Origin of the sequence: Amycolatopsis sp. NPDC059027 (genome assembly GCF_042739735.1) — a bacterium.
GTDB lineage: Bacteria > Actinomycetota > Actinomycetes > Mycobacteriales > Pseudonocardiaceae > Amycolatopsis.
In genome coordinates this window covers 26,146-41,517 of the sequence record NZ_JBHYIK010000041.1, presented here as the reverse complement: position 1 = coordinate 41,517, position 15,372 = coordinate 26,146, and the positions used below count along the sequence as shown (strand labels likewise).

At 70.3% G+C, this 15,372-nt stretch carries 15 protein-coding genes and 1 pseudogene; 6 read left to right on the top strand and 10 right to left on the bottom strand.

Annotated elements, in window-relative coordinates; all coding sequences use genetic code 11:
- Positions 1 to 17 precede the first annotated feature (17 nt).
- Together ACFWY9_RS26740 and ACFWY9_RS26735 are read left to right on the top strand one after the other, a co-directional pair.
- On the top strand, positions 18 to 425 hold the full coding sequence (locus tag ACFWY9_RS26740; protein ID WP_378327725.1) for a hypothetical protein: 408 nt from the start codon (positions 18 to 20) through the stop codon (positions 423 to 425).
- Positions 418 to 690 (top strand): hypothetical protein, encoded by a 273-nt coding sequence (locus ACFWY9_RS26735; protein ID WP_378327724.1) that lies wholly within the window; start codon positions 418 to 420, stop codon positions 688 to 690. The genes ACFWY9_RS26740 and ACFWY9_RS26735 overlap by 8 nt, the downstream gene beginning before the upstream one ends.
- Here the strand turns inward: ACFWY9_RS26735 and ACFWY9_RS26730 are convergent.
- The 5 genes from ACFWY9_RS26730 to ACFWY9_RS26710 are packed head-to-tail and all read right to left on the bottom strand — an operon-like array spanning position 671 to position 4,997.
- Positions 671 to 1,534, bottom strand: coding sequence for a biotin-dependent carboxyltransferase family protein (locus tag ACFWY9_RS26730; RefSeq protein WP_378327723.1), 864 nt, complete (start codon positions 1,532 to 1,534; stop codon positions 671 to 673). The two genes, ACFWY9_RS26735 and ACFWY9_RS26730, sit on opposite strands and share 20 nt — an antisense overlap.
- Positions 1,531 to 2,154 carry an allophanate hydrolase subunit 1 gene (locus ACFWY9_RS26725; protein WP_378327722.1) on the bottom strand — a complete coding sequence of 208 codons (624 nt, stop codon included), beginning with the start codon at positions 2,152 to 2,154 and terminating at the stop codon, positions 1,531 to 1,533. The genes ACFWY9_RS26730 and ACFWY9_RS26725 overlap by 4 nt, the downstream gene beginning before the upstream one ends.
- A 23-nt stretch (positions 2,155 to 2,177) precedes the next feature.
- Entirely contained in the window at positions 2,178 to 2,936 is a 759-nt protein-coding gene (locus tag ACFWY9_RS26720) for a LamB/YcsF family protein (protein ID WP_378327721.1), read from the bottom strand.
- Positions 2,936 to 3,730, bottom strand: a complete 795-nt coding sequence (locus ACFWY9_RS26715; RefSeq protein WP_378327720.1) for a putative hydro-lyase — start codon at positions 3,728 to 3,730, stop codon at positions 2,936 to 2,938. Before ACFWY9_RS26715 ends, ACFWY9_RS26720 begins: the two co-directional genes overlap by 1 nt.
- Before the next feature lie 13 nt (positions 3,731 to 3,743).
- Positions 3,744 to 4,997, bottom strand: a complete 1,254-nt coding sequence (locus ACFWY9_RS26710) for an MFS transporter (RefSeq protein ID WP_378327719.1) — start codon at positions 4,995 to 4,997, stop codon at positions 3,744 to 3,746.
- 179 nt (positions 4,998 to 5,176) lie between these two features.
- Here ACFWY9_RS26710 and ACFWY9_RS26705 point away from each other — a divergent pair, with 179 nt between their 5' ends.
- Positions 5,177 to 5,842: a GntR family transcriptional regulator gene (locus ACFWY9_RS26705; protein WP_378327806.1), complete on the top strand. Its 666-nt coding sequence runs from the start codon at positions 5,177 to 5,179 to the stop codon at positions 5,840 to 5,842.
- A 364-nt stretch (positions 5,843 to 6,206) separates the two neighbouring features.
- On the opposite strand, the pseudogene ACFWY9_RS26700 reads toward ACFWY9_RS26705, so the two are convergent.
- A pseudogene (locus ACFWY9_RS26700) lies at positions 6,207 to 7,064 on the bottom strand (family 16 glycosylhydrolase); the annotation flags it as partial.
- A 191-nt stretch (positions 7,065 to 7,255) separates the two neighbouring features.
- On the opposite strand from ACFWY9_RS26700, the gene ACFWY9_RS26695 reads away from it, so the two are divergent.
- Positions 7,256 to 8,833, top strand: coding sequence for a phytoene desaturase family protein (locus ACFWY9_RS26695; RefSeq protein ID WP_378340205.1), 1,578 nt, complete (start codon positions 7,256 to 7,258; stop codon positions 8,831 to 8,833).
- A gap of 23 nt (positions 8,834 to 8,856) precedes the next feature.
- Here the strand turns inward: ACFWY9_RS26695 and ACFWY9_RS26690 are convergent, their stop codons facing one another.
- Positions 8,857 to 9,591, bottom strand: coding sequence for a DUF4253 domain-containing protein (locus ACFWY9_RS26690; protein WP_378340204.1), 735 nt, complete (start codon positions 9,589 to 9,591; stop codon positions 8,857 to 8,859).
- Between the two features lie 306 nt (positions 9,592 to 9,897).
- On the opposite strand from ACFWY9_RS26690, the gene ACFWY9_RS26685 reads away from it, so the two are divergent.
- On the top strand, positions 9,898 to 10,593 hold the full coding sequence (locus tag ACFWY9_RS26685; RefSeq protein WP_378340203.1) for a DUF2306 domain-containing protein: 696 nt from the start codon (positions 9,898 to 9,900) through the stop codon (positions 10,591 to 10,593).
- On the opposite strand, the gene ACFWY9_RS26680 is transcribed toward ACFWY9_RS26685, so the two are convergent.
- Positions 10,538 to 11,707, bottom strand: a complete 1,170-nt coding sequence (locus tag ACFWY9_RS26680) for an acyl-CoA dehydrogenase family protein (RefSeq protein ID WP_378340202.1) — start codon at positions 11,705 to 11,707, stop codon at positions 10,538 to 10,540. The genes ACFWY9_RS26685 and ACFWY9_RS26680 overlap by 56 nt on opposite strands.
- Positions 11,704 to 14,055 (bottom strand): bifunctional salicylyl-CoA 5-hydroxylase/oxidoreductase, encoded by a 2,352-nt coding sequence (locus ACFWY9_RS26675; RefSeq protein ID WP_378340201.1) that lies wholly within the window; start codon positions 14,053 to 14,055, stop codon positions 11,704 to 11,706. Before ACFWY9_RS26675 ends, ACFWY9_RS26680 begins: the two co-directional genes overlap by 4 nt.
- Positions 14,056 to 14,122: 67 nt before the next feature.
- Here ACFWY9_RS26675 and ACFWY9_RS26670 point away from each other — a divergent pair, with 67 nt between their 5' ends.
- Positions 14,123 to 14,524, top strand: a complete 402-nt coding sequence (locus ACFWY9_RS26670) for a RidA family protein (protein ID WP_378327713.1) — start codon at positions 14,123 to 14,125, stop codon at positions 14,522 to 14,524.
- Here the strand turns inward: ACFWY9_RS26670 and ACFWY9_RS26665 are convergent.
- Positions 14,508 to 15,365: a PaaX family transcriptional regulator C-terminal domain-containing protein gene (locus ACFWY9_RS26665; RefSeq protein WP_378327712.1), complete on the bottom strand. Its 858-nt coding sequence runs from the start codon at positions 15,363 to 15,365 to the stop codon at positions 14,508 to 14,510. The two genes, ACFWY9_RS26670 and ACFWY9_RS26665, sit on opposite strands and share 17 nt — an antisense overlap.
- Positions 15,366 to 15,372 lie beyond the last annotated feature (7 nt).

Genomic DNA, 15,372 nt, shown 5'->3' with positions numbered 1-15,372 from the left:
ACCTATCGGGGGCTGTCATGCGGAAAGACCTGGCCGGAAGGCTGTTCCTGCTCGCGGGAGCGGGCCTGCTGCCGTGGATCGGCGTGCTCTGGGCGACGTTGCCCGACGCCTACCCCGCGCAGCATTGGCGTGTCGCGTGGGTGGGGCTGGACCTGCTGGAGGCCCTCGGGCTGCTCGCCACGGCGTGGCTGGTCCGGCGGGGCGATCACCGGGCGCCGCTCGCGTCGATCGGGACGGCGGTGCTCCTGTTCGTGGACGCCTGGTTCGACGTGCTGACCGCGGGCAGCGACGTCGTGGTGTCGCTGATCATGGCGCTCGCGCTCGAACTGCCGCTGGCCGCGGTGTGCGTCTTCGTCGCACTGCGCAAGACGGCGCCGGCTGTCGTTTCGCGGGCTACGCGGCCGCTGGCGGTGGCTCATGCCTGAGCGTCTCGACCCGGTGCTGCGCGACGAGATCGACGACCGTGTGGCCGAGGCCTTCGATGCCTACCTCGCCGAGCGGCTGGCCGAACCCGGTCCCCTGCGCAGCGCGCTCGATGCCGGTCGTGGTGCCGGGGTCGTGCTGGGCACGGTGGCCTTCGGCGCGTTCGCGACGGTTGTCGCGCAGTTCGAGCCGACGGTGCTGTGCTGGATCTGGGGCTCGCTCGCGGTCGTCAACCTCGCCTGGCTGCTCACGCGCCCGAGGCGGTGAACCGGACCGAGATCCCGGGACGGAGCTGGGCGGCGAGGTCGAGATCGTCCTCGTCGACGACCGCGATCACCGGATAGCCACCGGTCACCGGGTGATCGGCGAGGAAGAGGATCGGCGCGCCCGATGGCGGCACCTGCAGTGCGCCCGGCACGCACGCCTCGGGTGGTAACTCGCCATCGCGGACGCGGCTCAGTTGCGGGCCGGTGAACCGGATGCCGACTCTGTCCACATCGGACGTAACGGTGTAGGGCCGCGAGACCATTGTGGACAGTGCGTCGCCGGTGAACCAGTCCAGCCGTGGTCCCGGGGTGATCCGCAGGCACGGCTCGGCCGGAAGGCCGGGGCGTGGTGCGAGATCCACCGCGGGCGGGCCGAGCACGACACTCCCGACCGGCAGCGACATCCCGGCCGCGAGCGGCGGCGGGCCCAGCTTGCCGAGGGTGTCGGTCGCGCGGGCGCCGAGGATCGCGGGGACGTCGAGGCCGCCTCGAACCGCGACGTAGCACCGCAAACCACGTTCCGGCGTGCCGAGCGCCAGCTCGTCACCGGGACGCAGGACGATCGGCGCGTTCGGCCCGGCCGCGCGGCCTCCGGCGGTGATCGGGCACGGTGCCCCGGTGACGGCGACGGTCACCGTCTCCGAGGCCCGCAGGGCGAGCCCGCCGAGCGCGGTCTCCAGCGCGGCGTGCCCCTCGGGGTTGCCGACCAGCCGGTTCGCCAGGCGAAGCGCACCGCGGTCCGCGGCGCCGGAGCGGCCGACGCCGATCGCCGCCAGGCCGGGACGGCCCAGATCCTGCACGGTGGCGAACGGGCCCGGGCGCAGTACGTCGAGCTTCGCGGTCATCGGCGCGTCCTGGCGAACCGCACTCGGGTGCCTGGGGTGAGCAGGTTCGGCCGCGCCCGTTCGACGTCCCACACCGGGTGTCCGGTATGGCCGAGCAGGCGCCAGCCACCGGGCGACGAGTTCGGGTACACCGCCGTGTACTCGCCGGCGATCGCGACCGACCCGGCGGGCACCCGGGTGCGCGGCGTGGCCCGCCGCGGCACGTGCAGCACCGGATCGAGCCCGGTCAGGTAGGCGAAACCCGGTGCGAAACCGCAGAACGCCGCGACGTATCCGCCCTGCTCGTGGCGTTCCACCACCTCGGCCACCGACAGCCCGGTGTACTCAGCGACCTCGCCCAGATCCTCGCCGTCGTAGCGGACTTCGATGACGACCTCGCGCTCCGCCCGCGCGGAAACGTCCACTGTGGAGTGCCGGAGCAGGTCGTCGGTCAGCCGCTCGTGGCTGGTGCGGTCCGGGTCGAACCGCACCAGCAGCGTCCGTGCCGCCGGGACGAGCTCGGTCACGCCGTCGGGCTGCTCCTGTTCGAGCGCGTCGTGCAGGCCGAGCACGTCCTCCTGCCCGTCGAGATCGACGAGCACCGCCCGGCGGCCGTACGGCGAGACCCGCCACTGTCGCATGTGGACTTCCACGTTCTTCCCGGTCATCCGGCGGGCACGAACGGTGCGGGCTTGACCCCGGCTTCGGTCAACCCGTCACGAATCCGCCTCGCCAGCTCCACCGCGCCCGGGGTGTCACCGTGCACGCACAGGGAAGCCGGGTTCAGCGCGAGCACCTGTCCGTCCACAGCGGACACTGTGCCGGTGGTGGCCATGGCGACCGCGCGTTCGGCCACGGCGTCCGCCTCGTGCAGTACGGCGCCGGGCTCCCGGCGCGACACCAGGCGGCCCTCCGGGGTGTAAGCGCGGTCGGCGAACGCCTCGGCGTAGCTCGCGATGCCCGCTTTTTCGGCTTGGCGCTGCATTTCCGAGCCTGGCGGGCAGAGCAGCGCGAGACCGGGGTCGTACCGGCGCAGTGCCTCGACCACGGCGGCGGCCTGATCCGGGTCGACCGCCGCGGTGTTGTAGAGCGCCCCGTGTGGCTTGACGTACCGGACACGGCTGCCCGCCGCGCGCGCGAACGCGTCGAGCGCGCCGATCTGGTACAGCACGTCGTCGGCCAGGTCCTCGGGCGTGATGTCCAGTGCCCGCCTGCCGAAACCCGCCAGGTCGCGGTAGCCGACATGCGCCCCGATGGTCACGCCGCGTTCGGCCGCGAGCGCGCACACGCGCCGCATCACCCCGGGATCCCCGGCGTGGAAACCACACGCGACGTTCGCGCTGGTGACGATGTCGAGCATCGCCTCGTCGTCGCCCATCCGCCAGGCGCCGAAACCTTCTCCGAGATCGCTGTTGAGATCCATCAGTCCACCCGATATTCGCTGTCGAGCCGGTCGGAAATGAACATGTAGCCGGGTGCGTGCGTGATCGCGAACGGCGGCCGCGAGGCCATCAGGGCCGCCTGCGGGGTCACCCCGCACGCCCAGAACACGGGGACGTCGCCGGGCTCGGCGTCGATCGGGTCACCGAAGTCCGGCCGGTCGAGGTCCTCGATGCCGAGCGTACGCGGATCGCCGACGTGCACCGGCGCCCCGTGCACCGCGGGCATCGCGCGGGTGAGCCGGATGGCGTCGCCGACGCGGTCTTCCGGGATCGGCCGCATCGAGACGACCATCGGCCCGTGCAGCCTGCCCGCCGGTTCGCATTCGACGTTCGTCACGTACATGGCGACATTGCGGCCCTGGTCGTTGTGCCGCAGCGGGATGCCCTCGGCGGCCAGTATCGATTCGAAGCTGAAGCTGCAGCCGATCGAGAAGGCCACCATGTCGCTGCGCCACAGTCCGCTGGCGTCGGAGACCTCGCCGGAGAGCGCGCCGTTCTGCCAGACGCGATAGCGCGGCAGGTCGGTGCGTAGATCCGCGTCCGAGGCGAGCCTGCTGCCTGGATCGCCGGGATCGCTCACATCCAGTACCGGGCAGGCCTGCGGATTGCGCTGACAGAACAGCAGGACGTCGTAGGCCCAGTCCTCGGGCACCGCGATGAGGTTCGTCTGGGTGTAGCCGCGTGCCCAGCCCGTCGTCGGGCGCTCCGTGCCGGTGCGGAACACCGCGCGTGCTTCGGCGGGGGTCAACGTCGCCGGGTCGTCGTAGGTCGTCATCGTCAAGCACCTCCTAGGCGAGCAGTTCGCGGCCGCGGGTTTCGGGAAGGCCGAGCAGCGCGAGCGCCGCGAGGACGTAACCGGCCGCTCCGATGACGATGCCACCGCCGGCGCCGAGGAACCCGACGAGGCCCGGGAACACCGCGCCGACCGCGCGGCCGAAGTTGTAGGTGAAACCCTGCCCGGTGCCGCGGAGCGCGGTCGGGTACAGCTCGGCGAGGAAGGCTCCGAACCCGCTGAAGATCGCGGACATCGAGAAGCCGAGCGGGAAACCGAGCACGAGCACGAGGCCGTTCGCGCCGGCCGGGATCTGCACGTACGCGACGATCAGTACCGCGGAGAGCACGGAGAAGAGCAGGAAGGTTTTCTTGCGCCCCAACAGGTCTGTCAGATATCCGCCGCAGACGTAGCCGATGAACGCGCCGCAGATCAGGAACGCCATGTAGCCGCCCGTGTTGATGACGCTGAGCCCGCGAGTGTTCTTCAGGTACGCCGGCAACCAGGTGTTGAGCGTGTAGTAGCCGCCCTGGACGCCGGTGGCCAGCAGTGAGGCGAAGAGCGTGGTGCGGGCCAGGTCGCCCCGGAAGATCCGAAGCAGCGCGCCGCGCTCGCGGGTCGACGTGCGACGTTCTGCCGCGCGCGGCGCGTCCTGCACGCTGCGGCGGAGCCACAGCACCAGCAGCGCCGGGATGACGCCGGCCCAGAACATGACGCGCCAGGCCAGATCGGGGCCGGTGATGCTGTACACGACGGTGTAGACGACCACCGACAAACCCCAGCCGACCGCCCACGCGCTCTGCACGAACGCGACGGTCCGGCCCCGGTACCGTGCCTGCGCGTACTCGGCGACCAGCGCGGCGCCCGCCGCCCATTCACCACCGAAGCCGAGACCCTGCAGCGCGCGGAACACCAGCAGCGTCTCGAAGTTCGGCGCGAACCCGCAGAGCACGGTGAAGATCGTGTACATGGCGATCGTGAGCTGGAGCGTGCGGACGCGGCCGATGCGGTCGGCCAGGATGCCCGCGCCGACGCCGCCGATCGCCGAAACGACGAGGGTCGTCGTGCCGAGCAGTCCCGCCTGCCCGGACGAGATGCCGAAGTAGGCCATGATCGCGGCGAGCCCCAGCGGCAGCGTCTGGTAGTCGAACGAGTCGAGCCCATAGCCGCCGAACGCGCCGAGGAAAGCGCGCCTGCCCTTCGGGCCGAGGCTGCGTAACCAGGCGAAAGGGCGATCTTTCGTGGTGGTGGTGTCGGCAATCGCGTTCATCGGGACCTCACAGGTGAGTGCTCATCGTGGCATGGCTCACACTTTCTGACTCGCCTAGTCACTGTAGGGATCGTTGAACAATCCCACAAGACTCTGATTTTATCGTTCTCGTGACCGCGCGTAGGATCGATGACGTGGTCATCGAGGGCGGCAGCCAGGGGCTTGAAGCGGATCGTGGCCTGCTCGGCCGCACGAGCACGGCCGAACGCGTCGCGGGCGTGCTGCGCACCCGGATCGCGGAGGGCTACTTCCTGCCCGGTGTCCGTCTGTCCGAACTGGACATCGGCACCGCGCTCGGGGTCTCCCGCAACACGCTGCGCGAGGCGTTCCGGCTGCTCACGCACGAGCGGTTGCTGAGCCACGAACTCAACCGCGGTGTCTTCGTCCGGGTGCTGAGCGAAGCCGATGTCGTCGATCTCTACAAGGTCCGCAAGCTCGTCGAATGTTCCGCGGTCCGGGGGATCACGGAGAAGCCCGCGACGTTCGCGAGGCTGGCGCGGACGGTCGCCGACGGCGACGTCGCGCAGGAGAGCGGCCGATGGCGGGACCTCGGCACCGCGAACATCCGCTTCCACGCCGAGATCACCGAGATCAGCGGAAGCGAGCGGATCAAGGAGCTGATGGAGGGCGTCTGCGCCGAGCTGAGGCTGGCCTTCCACATGATGGCCGACCCGCGCCGGTTCCATGAGCCGTACCTCAAGCGCAACCACCAGATCCTCGACCGTATCGAGGCCGGGGACGGTGCCGCCGCGGAGGCGCTGCTCGAGAAGTACCTCGGCGACGCCGAACAGCAACTCGTCGAGGCCTTCCGCGAGCGTGCCGCCGGGGCCGAGCCGGCCGAGTAGGAACGCCGGAGATTGCCCGAAGGGGCACGAATCGTCCGCGTGGGGGACGAACCGGCGGCGTGGCGGCGTGCTCGGCCCGCCTGATGGTTAGCGTGGCTATGGATCAGTCGAGAGGTCCTGCCACGGCCGCCCTGCGTTCCGGACGCCCCCAGCGGGAACGCAGGGCCCCGGCCGAGCCGGGGCCCGATCCTTTGGCCGACCCGCCGGTGCGGGGCCGGATCCACGGCGGCGGCGTTCGCGGAGTTGTGGTCGGTGGTTGTCATCATGGGCTCGGGCCGGGCGGAAATGCCGTCGGCGGAATGAGCCCAAGCCCGTTCGCCTGCCTTCCGCCCAGCCCGGTGATCGCCCCGGCGGTACCGCGCTAGCCGGTGGTGACGTGGACGTAGTCGACGACCAGTTGCTGCGGGAACTGGGTGCCGCCGTCCGGGTCGCCCGGCCAGTACCCGCCGACCGCGAGGTTCAGGAGCAGGTAGAAGGGGTGGTCGAAGACCCACCGGTTGCCGTGCAGGTCGGCCGGGGTCCGGGTCTGGTAGACCTTCCCGTCGACCGACCAGCGGATCGAGTTGGGTGCCCAGTCGACGGCGAAGGTGTGGAACCCGTCGGAGAAGTTGGGGCCGTTGTAGGGCGCGCCGATCCCGCCTGAGCCCGAGTAGCCGGGGCCGTGGATGGTGCCGTGCACGGTGTTCGGCTCCTTGCCGATGTTCTCCATGATGTCGATCTCGCCGCAGTTCGGCCAACCGGCGTTGCCGATGTCGCTGCCGAGCATCCAGAACGCGGGCCACATGCCCTGTCCGCGGGGGAGCTTCATCCGCGATTCGAAACGGCCGTAGGTCTGGGTGAACTGGCCCTGGGTGGCCAGCCGTGCCGAGGTGTACTGGCAGCGGCCGTACCAGCAGTTGTAGTTGCCCGGGTTCTCCTTGCGCGCGGTGATCACCAGGTGCCCCTGGCCGTCCAGCGCCGCGTTGTTCGTGCCGGAGGTGTACCACTGTCGCTCGTGGTTGTTGACGTTGTCGCCGGTCTCGAAGTGCCACTTCGAGCCATTGACCGCGCCTCCGGCGGGGCCGTCGAAGTCGTCGGTGAACGTGGCGGCCGCCGCGGTGCCGGTACCCGCCCCGGATGCGGGAGCGGTGGCGGGGAGCGCGGCCTGGCCGAGGGTGAGGACGGCGCCGGCGGCCAGTGCGGCCGCCCAGCGAGGACGCCGGAGGGAGCGTGAGATGGACATCTTTGTCGCCTCTCTGCGAGCAAACCGGGGGTTTTGTTGTGCTCGGCAACAAAGTATGCATGGTCTAAACCAGGTGGGCAAGCGTTTCGTTGGCGGTTTTCGGCGGGGTGCTGCGGGGCACCGGCGGATCGGGGCGATCCGGGACCGCGGTCCCTGGTGACCGGGACTGCCGGGCCACCAGGATGCCGACCATGGACTCGTGGGACGCGGTGATCATCGGCAGCGGGCACAACGCGCTGGTCGCGGGAGCGATGCTGGCCAGGGACGGCTGGAGTGTGCTGGTACTGGAGGAGCGCGACCGTCCCGGTGGCCTGGTGCGGACCGAGGAGCTCACGCTCCCCGGCTTCCGGCACGACGTGTTCTCCTCGGCGCATCCCCTGTTCACCGGCGGCCCCGCCTACGCCGCGCTCGGCCCGGAGCTGACCGAACTGGGCCTCGAATACCGGCAGCCGCGGTACTTCTCCGGAGTCTCGATGCCCGGCGAGGGCAGCGCCGTCCTCTCCTCCTCCGTCGAGGAGAACGTGGCCGAGGCCGAACGTCTCGCACCGGGCGACGGGCAGGCGTTCGCGAAGCTGCTCAAGGACTTCGAGCCGTACATCCAGCCGGTGTTCGCCCTGATGGGCACGGACCTGAACACCAAGGCCGCCTGCCGCCGCCTGCACCGGCTCCTGCACGACGAGGACGGCGGCTTCTCCGAGTTCGCGCACCTGTTCACCCGCACCGCGCGTGAACTGCTCACCCGGACCTTCTCCTCGCCGGTGCTGCGCGGCCTCCTGGCCCCGTGGGCCCTGCATCTCGGCCGCGGTCCGGACGAGGTGAACAGCGCGCTGTGGGTGATCCTCGTCCAGGTCGCGCTGGGCATGGCCGGGATGCCGACCCCGGCAGGGGGCAGTGAACGGCTCGCCCAGACGTTGACGGAGTTGATCGAGAAGCACGGAGGTGAGGTGCGGACCGGACGGCGAGCCGACCGGATCCTGCTCAAGCACGGCCGCGCCAGGGGAGTCCGCGTGACGGACGGGCAGATCGTGCACGCCCGGCGCGCCGTGCTGGCCTCGGTCAACCCGGATCAGCTGTATCTCGAACTGCTCGCCGACGCGCCCGAAGCGGTGCCGCCGGTGATCCGTGGCCAGGCCGGCCGCTATCGCTACGGCCGGGGCTGCTTCCAGCTGCACCTGGCGCTTTCCGAACCGCCCCGGTTCGCCGACGAGCGGCTGGCGAGCGCGGGTGAACCCCATCTGACCGGTGGGCTCGACGCGTTGTCGCGCTCGGTCAACGAGGCGACGCGGGACCTGCTCCCCGCCGAGCCGACCATCGCCCTCGACGTTCCGTCCACTGTGGACAGCAGTCGGTGCCCGCCGGGAAAGGCGGTGGCGCGCCTGCAACTGCTTGACGTGCCGACGCGTCCGCGTGGCGACGCGGCGGGCGAGATCGACGCCGGTGACGGGTGGACGGACGAGGTGAAGAAGGCCTTCACGGACCGGGTGCTGGCGGTGGCCGGCCGGCACGTGCCGAACCTGCCGGACGCGATCCTCGCCGTGCACGTCATCGCGCCGGACGACCTCGCGCGCGCCAACCGCAACTGCGGCCCTGGCGATCCGTACGGTGGCAGCCACGATCTCGCGCAGAGCTACCTTTTCCGGCCACTTCCCGCGCAGCCTTCGCATCACACCCCGATCCCGGGGCTGTGGATGCTGGGCGCCGCGACCTGGCCGGGCCACGGCGTCAACGGGGCGTCCGGGTACATCGTGGCTCGCCGTCTGCTGGATTAGCGCCCGGCGGCGGAGGACCGCGCTCACGACCATCGGAGCCGCCAGATGTGGTGGTTGAGGAGACTGTGGGCGTAGGCCTCCTGATCCTCGCCGCAGATCCGCGGACAGAACGCGCGATGTTCGGCCGCGATGGCCAATGCGCGGTTCAACGTGGTCGGGGGCGCGGCCACGGACAGGGTGAGGTCGGTGCTCCCGAGGCCGACGAGCCGGGTACCGAAGCGGTGTTCCCAGCTGCCCAGCACGGCGGCCACCGCGTCAGCCTTGCCGCGTACCAGGCCGGCGCCCGGCCAGCCGATGCGGAAGGGCACGTCGGCCGACAGCCGGACCTTCGTCAGGCCGAGCCTGCCCCCGTCACGGATGAGAAGTTCGGTGCCGCAGTGCATCGCGTACAGCAACGGATCCCGCCGCGCGGTGGAGCGCCGGACGAGGCCGGGGAAACGTGCCGCCGGGAACGAGTGCTGGCCCGCCCGCCACCAGCGCGCGAGGATTTCGGCGGGATCCAGCCGTATCGGGTCCTCCTGATCGAGAGGTCTGCTCCCGGAACGGGCGCGCGCCCCGTCGAAAGCCTCCACGGCGGTCTGGACGACGAGTGGCCAGAAGCCGGTTTTCGGTGCGTCGTCGAGGAAAGCCGCGTAGGTGGCCGGATCGGCCCGCGCGGAGGACAGCCAGATCGGGCCGTGCCAGCAGCCGTCCGGTTTCGGGGTCTCGGGGCTTGCCTCGAGACCGAGAGCGCTACGGCGGAACGGAAGAACGGTCATGATTTCCCCAGGGGAATCGAGCCGGCACGGGCCGGCGGCGGAAGGGGGTTCGCGACAGACCCGGCTGGTGCCCGGACGGGCAGCGGATCGGGGGTGACTCAGGACGGTTCACGATGCGTCGAACGCTAGAGCGAGGGTACGACGATTTCGGGCTCGGTGGGGGCAGCCCTACCCAGAGCCGGGTGGCTCACCCGATGGTCCGGCCCGGCCGCGCGCCCTAGCCTCGGGAGAAAAGTTCCTTGGCGGACAAGGGAAAGGTCCTGGGGGATGGCACTCGGAACGGATTTCGAAACCTCACCTGAACAGGTGACGCCGGCGGAAACCGCACCCCGGGCGAAGCGATGGTGGAGACGGCCGTGGGTCGGCCCGCTCGCCGTGCTCGTCGTGGCGTTCCTCGCGTATTCGCTGCCGCCGTACCTGGCGATGGACCCGGCTCGGTCGCGTGTCCCGGCACCGGAAGGATTCGCCGCGCACTACTGGTTTCTCGTCGCTCACGTCCTTTTCGGCACCGTCGCGATCGTGGGTGTCCTGCTCCAGATCTGGCCGTGGTTCCGCCGGAAGCATCCGGTGGGCCATCGCCGCGTCGGCCGGATCTACGTGTTCGCCGGGGCGATCCCGTCCGCGCTGATGGCGGGCACGATCGGCGCGATGAGCCCGTTCGGCCCGGCGACTTCGACGCTCGACGTCATCGCGGCGTCGCTGTGGTTCGGCTTCACGGTCGCGGGGTGGAAGGCGGCGCGGGAACGCCGGTTCGGCGAGCATCGGAAGTGGATGATCCGTAGTTTCGCGATGGCCATGAACACCCTGCTGACCCGGTTCTACGGGCCGTTCGTGTTCATGGCCATCGGGTCGGGGAAGGACACCAGGTTCGGCGGCAACGACCAGTGGTTCACCGACGTCTCGTCCGCGACTTCGGCCGCGCTGAGCCTGTTCACGCTGCTCGTCGTCAGTCAGTGGTGGCTGGAGCGCCGGCCCGCCCGGCGGCCAGTTCTCGCGCGATGATCGTTCGCTGGATCTCCGAGGCGCCCTCGTAGATCCTCGGCGCGCGGACGTCGCGGTAGAGGTGCTCCAGCAGGTGCCCGCGCCGCAGCGCCCGCGCGCCGTGCAGCTGGACGGCGGCGTCGACGACGTACTGGGCGGCTTCGGTCGCGAACAGCTTCGCCATCGCCGCACGCCCGGCGAGGTTCTTCTCTCCGGCGTCATAGGCGGCGGCCGCGGAGTAGACGAGAAGCCGCGCGGCCTCGGTGCGGGTCGCCATTTCGGCGAGTGTGTGCGCGACGGTTTGCTGCTGTACCAAGGGGCCGCCGAACGCGACGCGCTGCCCGGTGTGCTCGACGGCGGCCTCCAGCGCGGCCTGCGCCATCCCGACGGCGAACGCGCCGACGCTGGGGCGGAACAGGTCCAGCGTCCGCATGGCGACGGCGAAGCCGCGGTCCTCCTCGCCGAGCAGTTCGTCGCGGTGTACCGGGACGCCGTCGAAACGGAGTGTCCCGATGGGGTGCGGGCTGACCAGTTCGAGGTGTTCGCCGGAGAGCCCGGGACGGTCGGCGGGCACCACGAACGCGCTCACCCCGCGTGCGCCCGCACCCGGTGTGGTGCGGGCGAAGACCGTGTAGAAATCGGCTTCCGGCGCGTTCGAGATCCACATCTTCTCGCCGGTCAGCCGCCAGCCGTCGCCGTCGCGCTCGGCCGCGAGCGACAAGGCGGCGGCGTCGGAACCGGCGTCCGGCTCGGTGAGGGCGAACGCCGCGACGGCGCGCCCGGCGGCGACCTCGGGCAGCCATTTCCGTACTTGTTCGTCACGGGCCGACTGCAGCACCGGATAACTGCCGAGGCCCTGCAACGCCAGTGCCGTCTCGGCCTCGGTGCACTGGGTCGCCAGTGCTTCGCGCAGGATGCACAGCTCGGTCGCCGCGGCCTGACGGGTCGGGTTCCCGCCCGACACACCGGGGAACAGCCGGGCGAGCAGGCCGAGTTCGCCCATGGTTTCCAGCAGCGGCCGGTTCACCGCACCGTCCACACCGGACTCGGCGAGCGGCCGGAGCCGTTCCGCGCCGAGGACGCGAACCTCGGCGGCGAAGGCTTTCTGGGTGGCGTCGAGTGCGAAGGCGCTCATCGTGATTCCTCCGGTCGCCAGCGGGCGTGCGCGGTACCCGGTACGCCCGAGCGGACGAGTTCGAGCCGAGGCGGCGGTCCGTCCGTCCGGCCGCTCTGCGGTTTCCAGCTTCCCGCGGCGAACGGCTTCGGCCACGGAACGCGGCAGCCCTGTTCGGCGGCGGCGTGCAGTGTCCACTGTGGATTATAGAGATGCGTTCTGCCGAGCGCGCACAGGTCCGCGCGGCCGGCGAGGATCAGCGAATTCACGTCGTCATAGGAAGAAATCGCGCCGACAGTGATCACCGCGATCGGATACCGCACCCCGATTTCGTTGCGGATCCGATCGGCGTATGGTGTCTGGTAGCTCCGACCGAACTTCGGCTTCTCCTCGCTGACCACCTGCCCGGTGGACACGTCGATCCCCGCCGCCCCGTGTGCCGCGAAGGCACGGGCGATCTCGACGGCGTCCCCGGTGTCGATCCCGCCTTCACACCAGTCCGTCGCGGAAATGCGCACGGTCATCGGCCGTTCGGCAGGCCAGACCGCGCGGACCGCGTCGAAGACTTCCAACGGAAAACGAAGCCGGTTCTCGAGTGATCCGCCGTACTCGTCGGTGCGGTGGTTGGTCAACGGTGACAGGAAAGAGGACAGGAGATACCCATGCGCACAGTGCAGTTCCAGCAGGTCGAACCCGGCCCGCGCGGCGCTCGCCGCGGCGTTCACGAACTGCTCGCGGATTTCGCCCAGTTCCTCGGCCGAAAGCTCGCGAGGTGTCTGATTCCTTGCGGTATAAGGAATCGGCGACGGACCGCAGACCTCCCAGTTGCCTTCCGGCAGGGGCTCGTCGATACCGTCCCACATGAGCTTGGTCGACCCCTTGCGCCCGGAATGCCCCAGCTGGACGCCGATCTTCGCCGGGGAATTGCCGTGCACGAAGCCGACGACGCGGGCCCACGCGCGTTCCTGCTCGGCCGTGTACAGGCCCGCGCAGCCCGGGGTGATCCGGCCTTCCGGGGAGACGCACACCATCTCGGTCATCACCAGCCCGGCGCCGCCGAGCGCCTTGCCGCCGAGGTGGACGAGATGGAAGTCGCCGGGCACCCCGTCCTCGGCGGAGTACATGTCCATCGGGGAGACGACGACGCGGTTGGCGAGTTCCAGTTCGCCGATCCGGTAGGGCTGGAACATCGGCGGCGCGACGTCGGTGCCGAGCCGTCCGGCGAACCAGGTGTCGAGTTCCGCGGTGAACTCGGGATCGCGCAGCCGCAGGTTGTCGTAGGTGACGCGGCGGCTGCGGGTGAGCAGGTTGAACGCGAACTGCGGTGGTTCCTGATGGGTGTACTGGCCGAGGTTCTCGAACCATTCGAGGCTGGCCTGCGCGGCGCGCTGCGTCGAGGTGACGACCGGCCGCCGCTCGGTTTCGTAGGCGGCGAGCGCGTCGTCCACAGTGGACTGTTCGTGCAGGCAGGCGGCGAGTGCGAGCGCGTCCTCCATGGCCAGCTTCGTCCCGGAGCCGATGGAGAAGTGCGCGGTGTGCGCGGCGTCGCCGAGCAGGACGACGTTGCCGTGCACCCAGCGCTCGCAGCGGACCGTGCCGAACGCCGTCCACTTCGAGTTGTTGGCCAGTACCTGGTGCCCGTCGAGGACGTCCGCGCACAGTTCGCGGATCAGCTCGATCGACTTCTCGTCGCTCTCGCCGGGGGCGAGCGAGGTCGCCGCGATCGGGCCGAACGCGCGGCGCCAGACGTCGGAGTGCATCTCGAGGATGAACGTGCTCCCGTCGCGGCCGTACGGGTAGCCGTGGATCTGCATGATCCCGTGCGGGGTGTCCAGGACGTGGAACTTGAACGCGTCGAACACGAGGTCTGTGCCGAGCCAGATGTAGGTGCACCGCCGCGTTTCGATCTCAGGCCGGAAGGCCGCGGCGAACCGTTCGCGGACGGCGGAGTTGACGCCGTCCGCGGCCACGACGAGGTCGTACCCGGCGGACAGCGCGGCGGGGTCCGGTGCGGGAGTGCGGAAGCGCAGGTCGACGCCGAGTTCCGCGCAGCGTTCCTGCAGGATGCCCAGCAGCCGTTTGCGGCTCATCGCCGCGAAACCGTGCCCGCCCGAGGTTGTCACGGTGCCGCGGTAGTGGACGTCGATGTCGTCCCAGCGGGCGAATTCGGCACGCATGGCCTCGTGGACCACCGGGTCGGCGTGCTCGATCCCGCCCAGCGTCTCGTCGGAGAACACCACGCCGAAGCCGAAGGTGTCGTCGGGCGCGTTGCGTTCCCACACGGTGATCTCGTGACCGGGGTCGAGCTGTTTCACCAGCGCGGCGAGGTAGAGCCCCGCCGGGCCGCCGCCGAGAACCGCGATACGCACGTCAGTCAGAGTATGTCGCTGTTGATACGACCGTCAAGGAGGCGAAATATGTCGTAGGCTGAGCGCCATGGTCATCGAGCGCGTCAATCCGGCCGGACTCGGCCGCCCATCGGGGTTCTCGCACGCCGTCGTGGCGGAGGGCCGGTTCGTGTTCCTCGCCGGCCAGACGGCGTTGGACGCGGAGAACAAGATCGTCGGCGAAACCGTCGTGGCGCAGTTCGAACAGGCGCTGTCGAACCTGCTGACGGCGTTGCGTGAGGCGGGTGGTGAGCCCGGACAACTCTGCGCCGTCACGATCTACATCGTCGACATGGACGACTACCGGGCACACGCCCGCGAGATCGGCAAGGTGTGGCGGCGGCTGGCCGGCACGGAATACCCGGCGATGGCGGGCATCGGCGTCGCGCGGTTGTGGGATGCGGAGGCTCTGGTGGAAGTGCAGGGCTACGCGGTCATCCCGGCCCGCTGACGGTCCTCGTGACGAACGCGCGCGCGGCGGTTTCGAGCCGGGCGTGCAGGGTGAAGAAGAGGTCGCTCGCGCGCAGCCCCGGCCAGTCCGGCGGCAGCAGCTCGGCGGGAAGACCGGGGTCGAGGTAGGGCATCCGGCGCCAGCCGGTGAGGACACGGACGTAGTCGGTGAACGCCTCGTCGGCGGCTACCGACCTGCGGCGCTGCCAGCGGCGCAGGGTGGGCCCGTACTCGTCGAGGAAGGCGGTGTAGAGCTCGTCGAGCTGGGCGAAGTCCCACCATTCGCGGACCTTCCCGGCGAGTTCGCCGAACGCGATGTGGTCGGCGCGGAACAGTTCGGCGTAGCCGGAAAGGCCCAGTTCGCCCAGGGTGTGCTCGGTGACGTCGTGCAGCAGCGCCGGGGCGATCCACACGCCGGAGGACACGGTGCCGAAACCGAGGCGGGCCAGCTGGGTGCGCAGCAGGTGCCGCTTGTGGCGTTCGGCCTCGGGCACGGAGAACACCGCGAGCAGCCAGCCGTCGTCGATCTTGGCGCGTTCGCGGCGGAAGATGCGCTGATCGCCCTCGCGCAGGATCGCGCGTCCCGGGCCGGACAGCTCGTATCCGGCGGTCGTCCCGCGGCGGACCGCCTCGAGGATGCCGCGTCGTTTGAGGCGGGAGATGGACGAGCGCACGGCGGGTTCGTCGACGCCGAGCGCGGCGAGCAGGTCGATCAGTGAGGCGACCGAAAGCCAGTCGCCCTCGGTCTGCGAGTAGAGGCCGTACACCGTCACGATGAGCTGGCGGGGTTGCGCGGCGCGGCCGCCCCCGTCCAGTTCGGTTGCTTCCGGTACGACCGTCATCCGGCCA